Here is a 15,113-nt window from a genome sequence, read left to right on the forward strand (position 1 = left end):
GGCTCTAGGCGAGCACGGGTATCGCGGCAAGCACACGCTTGGCTTCGATACAGTCCGCGTCGATCTGCGCGGTGAGGGCTTCGAGCGTGTCGTACTTCGCCTCGGGCCGAATGAATTCGATCAACTCGACTTCGATCGCCTGACCGTAAAGATCCTCGGCGAAGTCGAACAGATGGACCTCGAGCAGTTCCTTGGGCGGGTCGAAGCTGGGGCGGATGCCGAGATTGGCGGCGCCGTCGATCAGCCGGCCGTCGGGCAGGCGGGTGCGCACGGCATAGATGCCGTAGCGCGGGCGCAGATAGTTGGCGAGCGGGAGGTTGGCGGTCGGAAAGCCGATCGTGCGGCCGAGCGCGTCGCCATGCTGGACCTCGCCGGCGATCCGGAACGGACGGGTCAGCAGGCGGGCGGCCTCGCGTGGATCGCCGGCCTGGAGCGCCTCGCGGATCCGGCTCGATGAGATCACCCCGCCGCTATCGCTGACCGGGCCGATCGCCTCGCTGGTCAGGCCGTGGCGCGCGCCGACCGTGGCGAGCACCCCGACATTGCCGGCCTTGCCGCGGCCGAAGGTGAAGTCCTCGCCGGTGACGATGTGGCGCGCACCGGCCATGCCGATCAGCCAGTCGGTGATGAAATCCTCGGCCGAGACCGCGGCGAGCCGGTCGTCGAAGGCGAACACCAGCATCGCATCGGCCCCGGCCTGCGCGAACAGTTCGGCGCGCTGGTCGAGCGTGGTCAGCCGGAAGGGCGCGGTGTCGGGCCGGAAATGGCGGACCGGATGCGGATCGAAGCTCGCCACCAGCACCGGGCAACCCTGCGCACGACCATAGGCGACCGCCGCGCCGACGACCGCCTGGTGGCCCCGATGGAAGCCGTCGAAATTCCCCAGCGCGACCACGCCACCGCGCAGATGCGCGGGCAAGGGGTGGTCGCAGATCAGCCGCTCCATGCGCGCGCTATAGAAAGCCGGGCGTTCGGGCGCAATCGGCTGCGGTTTCAGCGCCGGACAAGCGTGATCCAGCTATAGGCCGGGCGACCATCTTCGGCGGCGACGTCCTGGCGTGCGGCCTCGCGCCAGCGGGCGGGATCGAAAGGCGGGACGACCGCGTCGCCCTCGGGCGCGAGATGGACTTCGGTCAGTTCGATGCGGTCGGCGATCGGCTCGAACAGCGCATAGATTTCGGCGCCGCCGACCACCGACAGGCGGTCGCCCTCGGTCGCGAGCGCCTGTTCGAGGGTCGGCACCGGTTCGGCACCGTCGGCGCGCCAGCCGGCATCGCGGGTGAGGACGATATGGCGCCGGCCGGGCAGCAGGCCGGGCAGGCTTTCGAAGGTCTTGCGGCCCATCAGCATCGGGGTGCCCATGGTCAGTGCCTTGAAGCGCTTGAGATCGGCGGGCAGCCGCCACGGCATCGCATTGTCGCGGCCGATCACGCCGTTATCGGCGCGGGCGAGGATCATGGTGATCTGGGGCTTAGCCACAGCGCCTCTCCCCGTCGCCCCAGCGAAGGCTGGGGTCCATGGCTGGTGCGGCGAGAGGCGGCATCGCGTGTGGGCAGAGACATAGGCCCCAGCCTTCGCTGGGGCGACGGGAGCGGGTCACACCGCCACCGGCGCGGCGATGTGCGGGTGCGGCTCATAGCCCTCGATCACGAAATCCTCGAGCCGATAGTCGAACATGCTTTCGGGCGTCCGCGCGAAGCGTAGCGTCGGTTGCGCGCGCGGGCTCCGCGAAAGCTGTTCCTCGACCAGATGGGCGTGGTTCGAATAGACATGGACGTCGGCGCCCATCCACACCAGTTCGCCGGGTTCGAGCCCGGTCTGCTGGGCGAGCATGCGGATCAGCACCGCCGCCTCGAAGATGTTGAACGGGAAGCCGAGGCCGAGGTCACACGAGCGCTGGTAGAGGATACCCGACAGCCGGCCGTTCGCGACATGATATTGATAGGTCATGTGGCAGGGGGGCAGCGCCATCCCCGCCAGTTCGGCGACGTTCCAGCCGGTGAAGATCAGCCGGCGCGAGGCGGGGTTGGTGCGGATCGCGTGGACGAGGTCGGCGATCTGGTTGAAGCCCTGCGCCTCGCGGCGGAACAGTCCGTCGCCCGCCGGCGTGTAGCGCGGCCAGTCGACCCATTGCTTGCCGTAGACCGGGCCGAGATCGCCCCATGCCGCGGCGAAATCGTCGTCGCCGACGATCCGCTGCTCGAAGGTGTCGCGGTCGATATCCTCGCCGGTTGCCTGCACATATTTGGCGAGCGGCCAGTCGGTCCAGATATGGACGCCCTGGCGCACCAGCTCGCGGATGTTGGTGTCGCCCGACAGGAACCAGATCAGCTCGCGGATCGCGCTTTTCCAATAGACCCGCTTGGTGGTGATCAGCGGGATGGTGCCGTCGCTCAGGTCGTAGCGCATCGTCTCCCCGAACAGCGAGCGCGTGCCGACCCCGGTGCGGTCGTGGCGCTCGTCGCCCTCGTTCCAGGCGCGGCGCATGGCGTCGAGATATTGGTTTTCGGGGTGGGTCATGGGGGAGCCGTAGCGCTCAGGTAGGGTCGGTTTCAACCTTCTTTCACCCCTCCCTGTTCAGGGAGGGGAAGGGGTGGGTGGCGAGCGTAGCGAGCCTCCCGAACGTTCCGCAAAAGCTACGCGCGGGGCATCGAGCCCCGCGCTCCGCAACCCACCCCCTGCCCCTCCCTGAACAGGGAGGGGTGAATATAGGGCGACCACTTTCCTTAATCTTCGGCCATCGCTACATCGCAGCCGCATGTCCTCGCTCAAAATCGCCTCCTGGAACATCAACTCGGTCCGCGCGCGCATCGATATCGTGCGGCAGTTCCTCGAAGAGGAGCAGCCCGACATATTGTGTCTGCAGGAAACCAAGGTCCGCGACGACGTCTTCCCTTATGCGATGTTCCGCGAGCTGGGGTATGCGCATTTCGAATTGAACGGCCAGCCGATGCACCATGGCGTCGCGATCATCAGCAAGGTCCCGCTCCACGACAATGGCCGCCACGACTGGCAGGACAATGGCGAGGCGCGCCATGTCGGGGTGCGGCTCGATTGCGGGATCCGGCTCGAGAATGTCTATGTGCCGGCCGGCGGCGACGTCGCCGACCGCACCGTCAATCCGAAGTTCGGGCAGAAGCTCGACTTCCTCGAGCGGATGATCCGCTGGTCGGAGGAGCTGAAGGAGCCGACGCTGATCGTCGGCGATTTCAACATCGCCCCGCTCGAATCCGACGTCTGGAGCCACAAGCAGCTGCTCGACGTCGTCAGCCATACCCCGATCGAGGTCGAGACGCTCGCCCGGCTGCAGGCAAGCCATGACTGGGTCGATCTCGGCCGCCATTTCGTGCCGGCGCCGGCGCGGCTCTACACCTGGTGGAGCTACCGCGCGATCGACTGGGCGGCGTCGGATCGCGGCCGCCGGCTCGATCATATGTGGGCGAGCCCCGAACTCGCGCCCAAGGCGACCCGCCATTATGTATGCGAGCCGTGCCGGTCGTGGCTCAAGCCGTCCGACCATATCCCGCTGATCACCGAGTTCGACATTTGAGCACAGCCAGTAAGGGTGGGGGGCGCGAGGCCGCGCGCGCGATCGACGCGCTCAAGCGGGGATGGCCGGTCGCGGTGAGCGCGCCCGACGGGCGGATCTGCGTGCTGGCGATCGAGACCGCGAACGACACCAGCCTTGCCGAGTTCGATGGCAGCGTGCCGGCGGACGTGCTGTTGTCGGCGGCGCGGGCGGCGACGCTCCATCTCGCCAACCAGCGCGAGGCGGCGAGCCCCGAATGCCCGGCGCTGGTCGGGCGGGTGCCGTGGCTCGACCTGTCGGTGGCGATCGCGCTTGCCGATCCGGTGCGCGACCTGGCGACCCCGCTGAAAGGGCCGTTCCTGGCCAAGCATGTCGATGCGCCGCAGGCGGCCGCCGCGGCGCTGCGGCTCGCACGGCTGGCGGGGCTGCTGCCGGCGCTGTTCGTGCGGATCGATGGCGCGGTCGAGGCCGAGGTCACCCCCGAACAGCTCGACGCCTATGACGATCCGGCGAGCCTGATCGTCGCGGCGCGGGCGCGGCTGCCGGTCGCGGCGTCGGAGCAGGCCGAGATCGTCGCCTTCCGCCATGTCGCCGATTCGGCCGAGCATGTCGCGCTGATCGTCGGCACCCCCGACGGCCATCCGCCGCTGGTGCGGCTGCACAGCGAATGCCTGACCGGCGATGTGCTCGGGTCGCTCAAATGCGATTGCGGGCCGCAGCTTGCCGGCGCGTTGCACGCGATGACCGAGGCGAGCTGGGGCATATTGCTCTATCTGCGCCAGGAAGGGCGCGGGATCGGCCTGATCAACAAGCTGCGCGCCTATGCGCTGCAGGACCAGGGCTATGACACGGTTGACGCCAATCTGCGGCTCGGCTTCGGCATCGACCAGCGCGATTTCCGGGTCGCTGCCAAGATGCTGTGCCTGCTCGGCCAGCGTCATGTCCGGCTGATGACCAACAATCCCAAGAAGGTCGAGGGGCTCGAAGCGGCGGGCATCACCGTCGACGAACGGGTGCCGCACCGGATGGGCGCCAACCCGCACAACCTGGCCTATCTCGAAACCAAGCGCGACCGGACCGGCCACGTGTTGTGAGCCGGGTCCGGGTCGACACTAGCGCGCGGACGCTGACCGGCCCCGACGGGATCGCGATCGCCTGCACGATCGGCCGATCGGGGGCTTGTGCCGCCGCCGACAAGCGCGAAGGCGACGGCATGACCCCGCGTGGCGCCTGGCCGGTCCGGACGGTGCTGTTCCGACCGGGCCGCGCCGCGCCGCCGATGGGGATGACGTTGCCCTGGCGCTGGATCCGGCCGGGCGATGGCTGGTCGGACGGAGTCGGCGATCCCGCCTACAACCGTCCGATCCGGCATCCGCATGGCCATTCGGCCGAGTATCTCGAACGCGAGGACGGGCTCTACGACATCATCGTCGTGCTCGGGCACAACGACGCGCCGCCAGTCGCGGGGCTCGGCAGCGCGATCTTCCTCCATTGTTCGAACGGCGAAAAACCGACCGAGGGATGCGTCGGGATTGCCAGGGACAGGCTGTCGGCATTGATTGCGGGTCTCGCGCCCGGGGATGTCGTGCTGATCGGCTGAGGCCTTGCGCGACGTCGGATTTTCGCAGCCGCCGAACCTTTCGTTAACCGAAGAAATGCTAGGATAACCACGCTTTTTGAAGGAATTGCGTGTGCATGGCGATCGGTTGGGCGGCAGAGCGGAGACCGCTTCGGCATGGAACGCGATATGCCGATCGCAGGCGGTCATCGAATTTTCGGCCGACGGCACGATCCTCTGGGCCAATGACCGTTTCCTGGCGGTGACGGGCTACCGGCTCGACGAGATCGCCGGGCGGCATCATCGGATGTTCTGTACCCGCGAGCATGTCGCCGCGCCGGACTATGACGCCTTCTGGTCGAAACTGGGCCGCGGCGAATTCGACGCCGGCGAATATAAGCGGCTCGGCAAGGATGGTCGCGAGATATGGCTGCAGGCGACCTATAATCCGGTTTTCGATGCCGACGGCGTCGCACGGCGTATCCTGAAGATCGCATCCGACATCACCTCGACCAAGCTGCGCGCCGCCGAGGCGGCCGGCAAGATCGCGGCGATCGATCGATCGCTGGCGACGATCGAATTCGCGCTCGACGGCACAATCATCGACGCCAACGAGAATTTCCTCGCCTGTGTCGGCTATGCGCGCGAGGAAATCGTCGGCCGGCACCACAATATGTTCTGCGATCAGCGCACCGCGGCGTCCGCCGAATATCGCGATTTCTGGGCAAAACTGGGCGCGGGGGCGTTCGATGCCGGAGTCTATCGCCGAAAAGCCCGTGACGGGCGCGACGTCTGGCTGCAGGCCACCTACAACCCGATCCTCGATCCCGAGGGGCGGCCGCTGAAGATCGTCAAGTTCGCGACCGATATCACCGAGGACAAGCGGCGCGATGCCGTGTTCGAGGGCAAGGTCAACGCGATCGAGCGATCGCAGGCGGTCGTCGAGTTCGATCTCGAGGGCCATGTGCTCGAAGCCAACGCCAACTTCCTCGACGCCTTCGGTTACGACCGGGAGGCGGTGGTCGGCCGGCATCATCGGATGTTGTGCGATCCGCGATCGACCGGCTCGGTCGAGTATCGGAATTTCTGGGAAAGGCTCGGCCGTGGAGAATATGATGCCGGCCGCTATCGGCGTTACGGCGAAGGCGGCCGCGAGGTGTGGATCCAGGCGAGCTACAATCCGATTTTCGATGCCCAGGGCAAACCGCTGAGCATTCTCAAGATCGCCAGCGACGTCACCCGCCAGGTCGCGCTGGAAGGCGAGGTGCAAGCGCGATTGGAAGAGGGCGAGACAATTCAGGCCGAACTTGCCCGGGGTCGGCATGAGACCGACGAGATGCTCGAGCAACTCGCGGCGATCGTCGCCGCGATCAACGGCATCGCCAACCAGACCAATTTGCTGGCGCTGAACGCGACGATCGAAGCGGCGCGCGCCGGCGATGCAGGGCGCGGTTTTGCGATCGTGGCCAGCGAAGTCAAGAAACTTGCCGCCCATACGCGACAGGCGACGAACCAGGCGGCGGCGATGATGGAAAAGCGTGCCGGGGAGCGCCGCCTCGCCGCGTGACGACATGGCGCAGAGGCAGGCGCCGGCTCCGATCCGATGGGGATCGGAGCCGGTGCTCGATTATTTCTTCGGCTGCTTGACCGCGGTCACTTCGAGTTCGACGAGGAACATCGGCGCGACGAGGTTGGCGACCTGGAAGGTCGAGCGCGCGACGGTGTTGCCGTTGTTGAAATATTCCTTGAAGGCGTCGTTGAAGCCCGCGAAGTCGATCTTGCCGAGCTTGGGATCGGAGGCGAGGAACGCCTGCATCTTGATCACGTCGGTGATCGCATAGCCCTTGCTCTCAAGCAGTTCCTTGATCTTCTTGAGCACGCTCTGGGTCTGGGTCTTGGTGTCGCCGAAATCCTCCATCGTCGCCTTCTTGGCGGGATCGATCGGATCGGCGAGCTGGCCCGAGAGGTAGAAGGTCTCGTAGCCGGCGGGGACGATCACGCCCTTGAGGATCAGGCCGGGCTTGCCGTCGGGCATCGGGCTCTGGATGCGGTCGACGGGGGCGGCCTGGGCGGCCGAGGCGATCATGAGGCCGGCGAGGGCGCCGAACAGGATGCTCTTCATGGGCGTATCTCCTTGAGGGTCGTCAGTCTGGGGTCTGCGGTAGTGTCGTCGCGGGATCAATGGGCCTGGATCGGCTTCACCTCGCCGGCCTTCGGGGCGGTGCCGGTGCGGATCGCGGCAACCTCGGCGGCGGTGACCGGCCCGGCGGCATTGCCCCAAGAGGTGCGGACATGGGTGAGCGCGGCGGCGATCTGATCGTCGGTCAGGTCGGCCTTGAAGGTCGGCATGCCCGCGCGCCCATCGAGCACGACATGGATCGGTGCGGCGGCGTCGCCGAGCACGAACTTGTCGCCGGCAAGCGCTGGGAAGGCGCCCTCGATCCCCTTGCCGTCTTCCTGGTGGCAGGCGGCGCAATTGTCGCTGAAGGTCTTGGCCGGATCGAGCCCCGCCGCCGGCGCCGACGGCACCGGCGGGGCGTGGGTGGCCTGGGCGGACACCGTCTGCGACAGCGCGGCGACACCGAGCAGCGCCGCGGCGGGGAGGAAAGTCAGCACAATACGCATCGCCGTCAACCCTTCATCGCCCGCGCATGGAGCCGCTCGATCTGCTGCCAGGCGCTTTCGAAGGCGCCGGCCTGCCAACCGCCGATATAGCTCAGATGTTCGCCGGCGAGGTAGATGCGGCCGTCGGGCTCGCACAGCACCGGATAGGCGGTGGCGCGGGCCTCATCGCTCCACACGCCCCAGCCGCCGAGATTATATTTCACCCGGTGCCAGGCGACCGAGAAGCTGCTTTCGTAGCTTTCCTTATAGGCCGGGAACACTTTCTGGCCGAAATCGACCGCCATCGCGGCGCGATCGGCGATCGACTTGCCCGACACCTTCGCCGCGTCGGGACCGAAATTATAATAGCCGAGCAGCACGCCCTTCTGGCTCTGCCAGCCGGTCGACGGCAGCGAGATCGAATTGATGTCGGCATTGTCGGTGAAGACATGGCCGCCATAGATCGAATGGTCCTCCTCCCAGAAACGGCGCTTCATCTGCAGGCCGATCTTGCCGACCGGCGCATAGGCGCATTTGGCCATCGCGTCCTTGAACGGCTGCGACAGGCCGTTGTCGATGCCCTTGAGCACCGACAGCGGGATCGTGCAGATGCACCAGTCGGCGGTGATCGTCGCCGGCGCGCCGTCCTTGATCACATCGACGGTCACGCCCTTGGCATCCTGGCGGATGCGCTGCACCTCGGTCGAGAATTTGATCATGCCCTCGGGCAGGTGCCGGGCGATCGCCTTGGGGATCTGCTCCATGCCCTGGACCGGCTGGAACATCGTGCGCTGCTGGTCCCAGCCGGCGATGCCGGTGAGGGTGCGGTAGAGGCCCGAGTTGAGCAGGTCGTCGAGCTTGTAAGGGACGTTGGGCTTGCCGGGGCCGGGATCGGTGCCCGCGCCGGGCTCGATGATGAAGCCGCGGCCTTCGGCGCCGGTGTAGCTCAGATCCTTCTTCGACAGCGCGCCATAGTTGACGAGGAATTCGATGAATTTCTCCTTGTCCTCGGGCGAAAGCTGGCCGTCGAGCGCGCCCTGCTTGGCGTTCTTGGCGAGGATCTCGGACGAATAGCCGACCATGTCGGCCGCGATCTCGCCCTTGCGGATCGGCTTGCCGGCGAGCGGGCCCTTGCCCTTGTCCATGTACAGGTAGGAGGCGTCGTTGTCGTTGTTGAACAGCTCGAGCGGCACGTTGAACAGCTTGGTGTAGTGCAGCGTCGAATGATGGTGATAGGGGATCCGCCACGGGCCGATGTTGATATACTGGCCTTCGTCGAAGGTGCAGGTCTGCGGCTGGCCGCCGAGTTCGGTCAGCGAAAAACCCTTGCGCGCGGTCTGGGCGCGGCCGCCGGGGAAGGAGCGCGCCTCGATGACGGTGACCTCATAGCCGGCCTTGGTGAGCTCATAGGCCGAGGCGAGTCCGGCATTGCCGGCGCCGAGCACGATCACCTTCTTCTTCTTGGGGGTGCCGCTCAGCTTGGGCGGTGCCGCCATTGCCGATCCGATGCCGAACCCGAGCGCGTCCATGCCCGCGAGCAGCATCGCGGTGCCGCCCATCGTCGCCAGCCGCTCGAGAAAACGACGCCGGGTGAAGGCGCCGACGCCCACCCCATCAGCAAGCTCACCCATCATTCGTCCTTCATGTGCGCGACCCATCGGGTCGATCGTATCGATTGATTTCAGGCAAAGAAAGGCCGGGAGCGGCGATGCCACCCCCGGCCGGCAACCTATTAGAATTTAAACGTTGCACGTGCGTAATAATATCCGCCGTTGATGCCATAGGGCGAGAAGGTCGGATATTTGGTGATGTAGCCGGTGCCTGGCGAGCAGGTCGTCGGGCTGCCGGTGATGCAATATTGCGCGCCACGGTAGGTGGTCACGTCGTTCTTGTCGCCCGGATATTTGTTGGGATATTTGTTGAACAGATTGTTGGCGCCGAGCGCGAACTTGATTCCCGTCGTCAATTCATAAGCGACTTCGAGATCGGTGATGAACGCCGAGTTGACGTAATAGGTGTTATATTGGCTCGCGTTGGTCGGGAAGGTCTGATCCTGCGAAGTCCTGCTGTAGAATGATTCGCGCAAGTTGACGCTGAAACCGCCCAGTTCCCAGAACGCGCCTGCCGTGGCGCGGAATTTCGGCGTCGTATTGGTCAGCGTCGTCTGCGCCCCCCGATCGAGGATCGGCGTGGACTGGTTGACGTTGGCCGGCGGAGCATTGACCGACTTGATCTTGGTCTTGTTGTAGTTGGCGGCGAAGGACCAGGAAACCTTGCCGTAATCGTTGAAGTCGCTGCTGTAGGTCGCGAGGAAATCGATGCCCTGGGTCAGCGTCTTCACGCCGTTGACGAAGCTCTGCACCGACAGCGAACCGCTCTGGCCGCCGTTGATCGTGTTGATCACGCTCTGGATCGGTACGCCGTTGGCATACAGGGCGTTCAATACCTGGGGCGACACGACGCCGGTGCAAGTATTGCCCGTGTTGGCGGCAAATGCCCGGTACAGGGCGTCGACGTCCTGGGTTCCGGTATAGCCGGCCGGCAGATATTTGCAGTTGTTCGAATAGCCGGTGAAGCTGCCCGACTGGACGATGCGGTCGCGAATCCCGATCGAATAGGCATCGAGCGTCACGGTCAGCCTGGATACCGGCTTGAAGACGAAGCCGAAGCTATAGTTCGTCGATTTCTCCGGCTTCAGCCCTGAAATGCCGAGGAACTTCGCACCCGCGGAATTGGGCGCGAAAACGCCCGACAGCGACGCAACGCTGACGTTGATCCCCGAATAAAAGGCTTCTGGCAGCGTCGGCGCACGGAAGCCGGTCGAGACGGTGCCGCGAACCGCGATGGCGTCGTTGAAGTCGTACCGGCTGGTGACCTTGAAGATCGTCGTGTTGCCGAAGTCGCTATAATGTTCGTGGCGGGCGGCGGCGTCGATCAGCCAGGCGTCGACCGGCTTGGTGCTGATGTCGAGATATTGCGAGAAGTTCTTGCGATAGTTGTAGCTGGCGTTGGCGGGGCCGTAACCGAAGAAGGACTGGATGCCGCCACCGGGCGCGGACGGGTTCTTGGAGACATAATAGGATGCTTCCTCGCCCTGCTTGAGCTCGAAGCTCTCGCGGCGATATTCGAGGCCGCCGGCGATGTGGACGGGCTCGGCCAGCCCCGCGTCGAGATCCTTGCCCAGGTCGAGTGTGCCCGAATAGGTCTTGAACAGGAAGGCGCCGTTGAAGGTCTTGGTTGGCGAGAAGCCCTTGGTGGTCGTGCTCGACGAGTCGTAATAAAGCGCGGCGTTGGCCGAGCGGTCGACGAAGATGTCATGGCGATCATAGCCATAGTTGAAGCCGGCATCGAAGGTGACGGTCGCCAACTCGCCCTTGACGCCCGATGCATAGGAGTAATCGGTCTCCTCCGTCAGTTCCTGCGGCTGGAAGCCCGACGGATAAGGGACGTCCGCCGAGGTCGCGGCGCTGGTCGCAGCCGCGGTGCCGGTCTTGGGCATCTTGCCGAAGATGACGTTCGGCAGGCGGTAATTCTGGTTGGTTCGTCCGATCTTGCGGCCATAATTGCCGAATGCATAGAGCTCGATGCCGTCGAAGCCTTTATAGCCCGCATTCACGAAGCCGTTGGTCAGTTGCAGGCGGCCGTCACCGACGATGCGGTTCACATAGGGGTAATATGGCGCGCTGGTCGCGCCCGGAAACTGGGCGAGCAGCGCAGGGCCCGTGCGGGAGTCGGGTGCGACGCGCGGGTCGACGTCGCCGCGGAAGCTGTAATTCTTGAACTTGCGTTCGATCGTTACGTCGATGTAGCTGTCTTCGATCGGCGCGAAGCCGACCGTGCCCATCGCATCCCAGCTCTGGCCGCCCTGATCGAAATATTTGCCGCCGGTGAGGTTGATCTCGCCGCCATGGTCCTTGTCTTTCAGGATGATGTTGATGACGCCGGCGATCGCGTCGGTGCCATATTGCGCGGCGGCGCCATCCTGCAGCACCTCGATACGTTCGATGGAGTCCTGCGGAATGAAGGCGAGGTCGGCCGATGCGTTGCCGCCGAACGGACCGCCGGCGACCGCGACGCTGGCGGTGCCATGGCGGCGCTTGCTGTTGACGAGCACGAGCGCGTGATTCGGGTTGAGACCGCGCAGCTTGACCGAAGGGTGGAAGGCGGTCTGGTCGCTGCCGAAAGCCTGGACCTGGATCGACGGGATATTCTGCGCGAGCGCCTGCATCAGATCGGTCTGGCCGACCTTCTTGAGCGCGTCATTGCCGAGCACCTGGATCGGCGCGGGGCTGTCCGACGCCTTGAAGCCGGTGGTGCGGGTGCCGGTGACGATGATCGTGTCGTCGCCGGTTGCCTCGTCGGCGGCCGCGGCGGGCGCTGTCTGCGCATAGGCGCTGGACGATAGCGTGACGAGCGCGACCGCCGCCGTCGATAAGAGACTGATTCTTTTCATGTGACCCCCCAAAGAAAGATTCTCATCTTTCAGGTCCCACCCCCGTAGGTCGGTCAAATGTAGAATATGTTCGACTGGCTAAAGACAAATTGCGACCGGACGAACGAAAAACGCCAGGCGTCTCCCGTATTTATTATTATCCAGAAATTTATTTACTTCAGCTGTTGGTTCGAATCATGCTCCCAATGACCGTTATATCATGCAGCCTATTTGAATTTTGATCGGCTACAATATTTCAAATCCGTAAAAACCTGCGGTGGCCGCGAAAAGGGAGTTGCTGTTGTAATTCTGCAACTCGCTGTTCGGGCGCCCGCGTGCGGGCGCAAAGGCCTGCTCTCCCTGTCAGACGAGCGAGGTGCGCGTTTCCGCCATCATCGAATTGAAATATTTTACGATTGTGGAACGTGAGAGGTCGGGTGCCGACGTCCGGCCGCGCTTTTCGGCGCTTTCCCGCGGCTTTTCAGCCTGCCGTAGCGGTAGCGTGTGCCTGGGTGCCGCGATGCAGGACATCGTCCTGCGGCAGGATGGTGCCGGGTGCGATATCCTCGCCATCGGCGAGCTCCGCGTAGAGCGGGCCGAAATCGGCCTCGAGGGTCTGGCGGAGCAGATCGTCGAAGCTGTCGATCACGAAATAATTCTGCTGATAGTCGTCGATCCGATAGCGGGTGCGCATCACCCGCTTGAGGTCGAAGCCGATCCGGTTCGGCGACGGATCGTCGAGCGCGAAGATCGATTCGCCATAGGAGGAGACGATGCCCGCGCCGTAGAGCTTGAGCCCGGTGCCGTCGCGGATCAGCCCGAACTCGACGGTGTGCCAGTAGAGCCGCGCCAGCTTGTCGAGCGCGCCGAGTTCGAGCGAGCGCAGGCCGCCTTCGCCATAAGCCTGCATATAGTCGGCGAACACCGGGTTCGCGAGCAGCGGGACATGGCCGAACACGTCGTGGAAGACGTCGGGCTCCTCGAGATAGTCGATCTGGTCGGGCCTGCGGATGAAACGGCCGGCGACGAAGCGGCGATTGGCGAGATGGTCGAAGAACACCGCGTCGGGAACCAGCCCCGGCACCGCGACCACGCTCCAGCCGGTCGCCTTGCCGAGCCGGTCCGACAGTTCGGCGAAGTCGGGAATGCCGGGCTTCGACATGCGCAACATGTCGAGGCCTTCGAGGAAGGCGGGGGCGACCCGCCCCGGCAGCATCGCCGACTGGCGGGCGAACAGCCGGTCCCACATCGCATGCTCGTCGGCGGTATAGCGTGCCCAGTCCTGCGGGATCGTCCAGTCGGGCGCGGCGCCCGGCGGCGGCGTCGGATCGGGCTGGGTGCCGCCCTTCATGCCGCAGCCTCCTGCGGCGTATCGGCCAGCGCCGCGGTCTCGATTCGCCGCAGCATGGCGACGAAGGCGTCGAGCTCGGCCCGGTCGAACCGGCCGAAAATCTCCGCTTCGAGTTCGAGCGCCTTGGGGGCGACCTCGGCATAGAGCGCGCGTCCTGCCGGGGTCAGCTCGAGCAGATGCGACCGCCGGTCGCCTTCATGCGGCTTGCGGTCGATCAGCCCGCGGCCGGCGAGCGCGATCGCGGCGCGGCTGACGGTGACCTTGTCCATGCGGGTCTTCAGGCAGATCGTCTGCTGGGTGATGCCGTCATGCTCGGCGATCACCGCGACCAGCCGCCATTCGGGGATCTTGAGCCCGAACAGCGCCTCATAGGCCGTGGCGATCCGATCGCTGACGACATTGGTCGCCACCGACAGCCGGTAGGGCAGGAAGTCGTCGAGGATGAGTGCGGAACCGGTCATGCTGCAGATCGTATCGTTTGACACCATTTAGGCAATGCCGCATATTTGGTTTCAATTGATACGACTTGCAAGTGTTAACGGAGATGGACATGGATTCGGCCACCCAAAATCCGCTGGGTCTCGACGGTTTCGAGTTCGTCGAATTCACCAGCCCCGAGCCGCAGCTGCTGGCCGACCTATTCGAGGCGATGGGCTTCACCCATCTCGCCAACCACCGTTCGAAGAAGGTGCGCCGCTACCAGCAGGGCGACATGAACTTCCTGCTCAACATGGAGACCGAGGGCCAGGCCGCCGCCTTCCGCAATGCCCATGGCCCGTCGGCCAATGCGATGGCGTTCCGCGTCCACGACGCGAAGGCGGCGTTCGAGGAGGCGGTGAAGCGCGGCGCCACCCCGGTCCACGGCCCGGTCGGTCCGATGGAGCTCAACATCCCGGCGATCGAGGGGATCGGCGGATCGAACCTCTATCTGGTCGACCGCTATGGCGCGCAGGAGATTTACGACGTCGATTTCGTGCCCGTCGCGGACGCCGAGCGCGACAGCCGCTCGGTCGGGCTGCACACGCTCGATCACCTGACCCACAATGTCCATCGCGGGCGGATGAACCACTGGGCCGGATTCTACGAGAGCATCTTCAATTTCCGCGAGATCCGCTATTTCGACATCGAGGGGAAGGCGACCGCCTTGCTGTCGCGGGCGATGACCGCACCCGACGACAAGATCCGTATCCCGCTCAACGAAAGCCAGGACGAGCATTCGCAGATCGAGGAGTTCCTGCGCGAATATAAGGGTGAGGGGATCCAGCATCTCGCGCTGGCGACCGACGACATCTTCGCCACCGTCGACCGGCTGCGGGCCAACGGCATCCGCTTCCAGGATTCGCCCGAGACCTATTTCGACATGATCGACCAGCGCCTGCCCGGCCATGGCCACGACATCGAGGCGATGCGCCAGCGCCGCATCCTGATCGACGGCGCGCCCGAGACCGGCGGCGGCCTGCTGCTGCAGATCTTCACCGAGAATATGGTCGGGCCGATCTTCTTCGAGATCATCCAGCGCAAGGGCAATGACGGCTTCGGCGAAGGCAATTTCAAGGCGCTGTTCGAATCGATCGAGCTCGACCAGATCCGCCGCGGGGTGGTGAAGGTGGCGGAGTGAGGGGGCAAATGCCTCCCCCTC

Annotated in this window: 14 protein-coding genes; 5 read left to right on the forward strand and 9 right to left on the reverse strand. The window is 64.9% G+C overall.

Translation table 11 applies throughout. The annotated features are described in order from the left end of the window. Positions 1–4: 4 nt before the first annotated feature. From AC1RM6_RS17110 to AC1RM6_RS17120, 3 genes are all read right to left on the reverse strand, one after another. Complete coding sequence (locus AC1RM6_RS17110; protein ID WP_493103324.1) at positions 5–946, reverse strand: bifunctional riboflavin kinase/FAD synthetase; 942 nt, start codon at positions 944–946, stop codon at positions 5–7. 47 nt (positions 947–993) lie between these two features. After that, complete coding sequence (locus AC1RM6_RS17115) at positions 994–1,458, reverse strand: dihydrofolate reductase (RefSeq protein ID WP_493103571.1); 465 nt, start codon at positions 1,456–1,458, stop codon at positions 994–996. A 138-nt stretch (positions 1,459–1,596) separates the two neighbouring features. After that, positions 1,597–2,520, reverse strand: a complete 924-nt coding sequence (locus AC1RM6_RS17120; RefSeq protein WP_493103326.1) for a thymidylate synthase — start codon at positions 2,518–2,520, stop codon at positions 1,597–1,599. A 238-nt stretch (positions 2,521–2,758) separates the two neighbouring features. On the opposite strand from AC1RM6_RS17120, the gene AC1RM6_RS17125 reads away from it, so the two are divergent. The 4 genes from AC1RM6_RS17125 to AC1RM6_RS17140 all read left to right on the forward strand — a co-directional run bounded on the left by AC1RM6_RS17125 (position 2,759) and on the right by AC1RM6_RS17140 (position 6,654). Further along, positions 2,759–3,550 (forward strand): exodeoxyribonuclease III, encoded by a 792-nt coding sequence (locus AC1RM6_RS17125; protein ID WP_493103328.1) that lies wholly within the window; start codon positions 2,759–2,761, stop codon positions 3,548–3,550. After that, complete coding sequence (gene ribA / locus AC1RM6_RS17130) at positions 3,547–4,623, forward strand: GTP cyclohydrolase II (protein ID WP_493103330.1); 1,077 nt, start codon at positions 3,547–3,549, stop codon at positions 4,621–4,623. Before AC1RM6_RS17125 ends, ribA begins: the two co-directional genes overlap by 4 nt. Then, positions 4,620–5,129 (forward strand): L,D-transpeptidase family protein, encoded by a 510-nt coding sequence (locus AC1RM6_RS17135; protein ID WP_493103332.1) that lies wholly within the window; start codon positions 4,620–4,622, stop codon positions 5,127–5,129. The genes ribA and AC1RM6_RS17135 overlap by 4 nt, the downstream gene beginning before the upstream one ends. A gap of 106 nt (positions 5,130–5,235) precedes the next feature. After that, positions 5,236–6,654 (forward strand): methyl-accepting chemotaxis protein, encoded by a 1,419-nt coding sequence (locus AC1RM6_RS17140; protein ID WP_493103334.1) that lies wholly within the window; start codon positions 5,236–5,238, stop codon positions 6,652–6,654. Between the two features lie 60 nt (positions 6,655–6,714). Here the strand turns inward: AC1RM6_RS17140 and AC1RM6_RS17145 are convergent, their stop codons facing one another. From AC1RM6_RS17145 to AC1RM6_RS17170, 6 genes are all read right to left on the reverse strand, one after another. Further along, the gene (locus AC1RM6_RS17145; protein WP_493103336.1) at positions 6,715–7,209 is read right to left on the reverse strand and encodes a RidA family protein; all 495 of its coding nucleotides are present in this window, start codon (positions 7,207–7,209) and stop codon (positions 6,715–6,717) included. A 56-nt stretch (positions 7,210–7,265) separates the two neighbouring features. Beyond that, positions 7,266–7,712, reverse strand: a complete 447-nt coding sequence (locus AC1RM6_RS17150; RefSeq protein WP_493103338.1) for a c-type cytochrome — start codon at positions 7,710–7,712, stop codon at positions 7,266–7,268. A 5-nt stretch (positions 7,713–7,717) separates the two neighbouring features. Continuing rightward, positions 7,718–9,322: a flavin monoamine oxidase family protein gene (locus AC1RM6_RS17155; RefSeq protein ID WP_493103340.1), complete on the reverse strand. Its 1,605-nt coding sequence runs from the start codon at positions 9,320–9,322 to the stop codon at positions 7,718–7,720. A gap of 101 nt (positions 9,323–9,423) precedes the next feature. Beyond that, positions 9,424–12,144 carry a TonB-dependent receptor plug domain-containing protein gene (locus AC1RM6_RS17160; RefSeq protein ID WP_493103342.1) on the reverse strand — a complete coding sequence of 907 codons (2,721 nt, stop codon included), beginning with the start codon at positions 12,142–12,144 and terminating at the stop codon, positions 9,424–9,426. Positions 12,145–12,604: 460 nt separating this feature from the next. Continuing rightward, positions 12,605–13,474, reverse strand: coding sequence for a phenylalanine 4-monooxygenase (gene phhA, locus AC1RM6_RS17165; RefSeq protein WP_493103343.1), 870 nt, complete (start codon positions 13,472–13,474; stop codon positions 12,605–12,607). Further along, positions 13,471–13,935: a MarR family winged helix-turn-helix transcriptional regulator gene (locus tag AC1RM6_RS17170; RefSeq protein ID WP_493103345.1), complete on the reverse strand. Its 465-nt coding sequence runs from the start codon at positions 13,933–13,935 to the stop codon at positions 13,471–13,473. Before AC1RM6_RS17170 ends, phhA begins: the two co-directional genes overlap by 4 nt. An 89-nt stretch (positions 13,936–14,024) precedes the next feature. Between AC1RM6_RS17170 and hppD the strand changes: the two genes are divergently transcribed. Continuing rightward, the gene (hppD, locus tag AC1RM6_RS17175; RefSeq protein ID WP_493103347.1) at positions 14,025–15,092 is read left to right on the forward strand and encodes a 4-hydroxyphenylpyruvate dioxygenase; all 1,068 of its coding nucleotides are present in this window, start codon (positions 14,025–14,027) and stop codon (positions 15,090–15,092) included. Positions 15,093–15,113: the final 21 nt, after the last annotated feature.

It is taken from the genome of Rhizorhabdus sp. GW822-FHT03C02, assembly GCF_058801765.1.

Bases quoted from the DNA above. Each gene is read 5' to 3' on its own strand.
- phhA (WP_493103343.1), bottom strand. From the start codon at position 13,474: ATGAAGGGCGGCACCCAGCCCGATCCGACGCCGCCGCCGGGCGCCGCG.
- hppD (WP_493103347.1), top strand. From the start codon at position 14,025: ATGGATTCGGCCACCCAAAATCCGCTGGGTCTCGACGGTTTCGAGTTC.
- AC1RM6_RS17170 (WP_493103345.1), bottom strand. From the start codon at position 13,935: ATGACCGGTTCCGCACTCATCCTCGACGACTTCCTGCCCTACCGGCTG.
- AC1RM6_RS17150 (WP_493103338.1), bottom strand. From the start codon at position 7,712: ATGCGTATTGTGCTGACTTTCCTCCCCGCCGCGGCGCTGCTCGGTGTC.
- AC1RM6_RS17120 (WP_493103326.1), bottom strand. From the start codon at position 2,520: ATGACCCACCCCGAAAACCAATATCTCGACGCCATGCGCCGCGCCTGG.
- AC1RM6_RS17155 (WP_493103340.1), bottom strand. From the start codon at position 9,322: ATGGGTGAGCTTGCTGATGGGGTGGGCGTCGGCGCCTTCACCCGGCGT.
- AC1RM6_RS17160 (WP_493103342.1), bottom strand. From the start codon at position 12,144: ATGAAAAGAATCAGTCTCTTATCGACGGCGGCGGTCGCGCTCGTCACG.
- AC1RM6_RS17110 (WP_493103324.1), bottom strand. From the start codon at position 946: ATGGAGCGGCTGATCTGCGACCACCCCTTGCCCGCGCATCTGCGCGGT.
- AC1RM6_RS17115 (WP_493103571.1), bottom strand. From the start codon at position 1,458: ATGATCCTCGCCCGCGCCGATAACGGCGTGATCGGCCGCGACAATGCG.
- AC1RM6_RS17125 (WP_493103328.1), top strand. From the start codon at position 2,759: ATGTCCTCGCTCAAAATCGCCTCCTGGAACATCAACTCGGTCCGCGCG.
- AC1RM6_RS17145 (WP_493103336.1), bottom strand. From the start codon at position 7,209: ATGAAGAGCATCCTGTTCGGCGCCCTCGCCGGCCTCATGATCGCCTCG.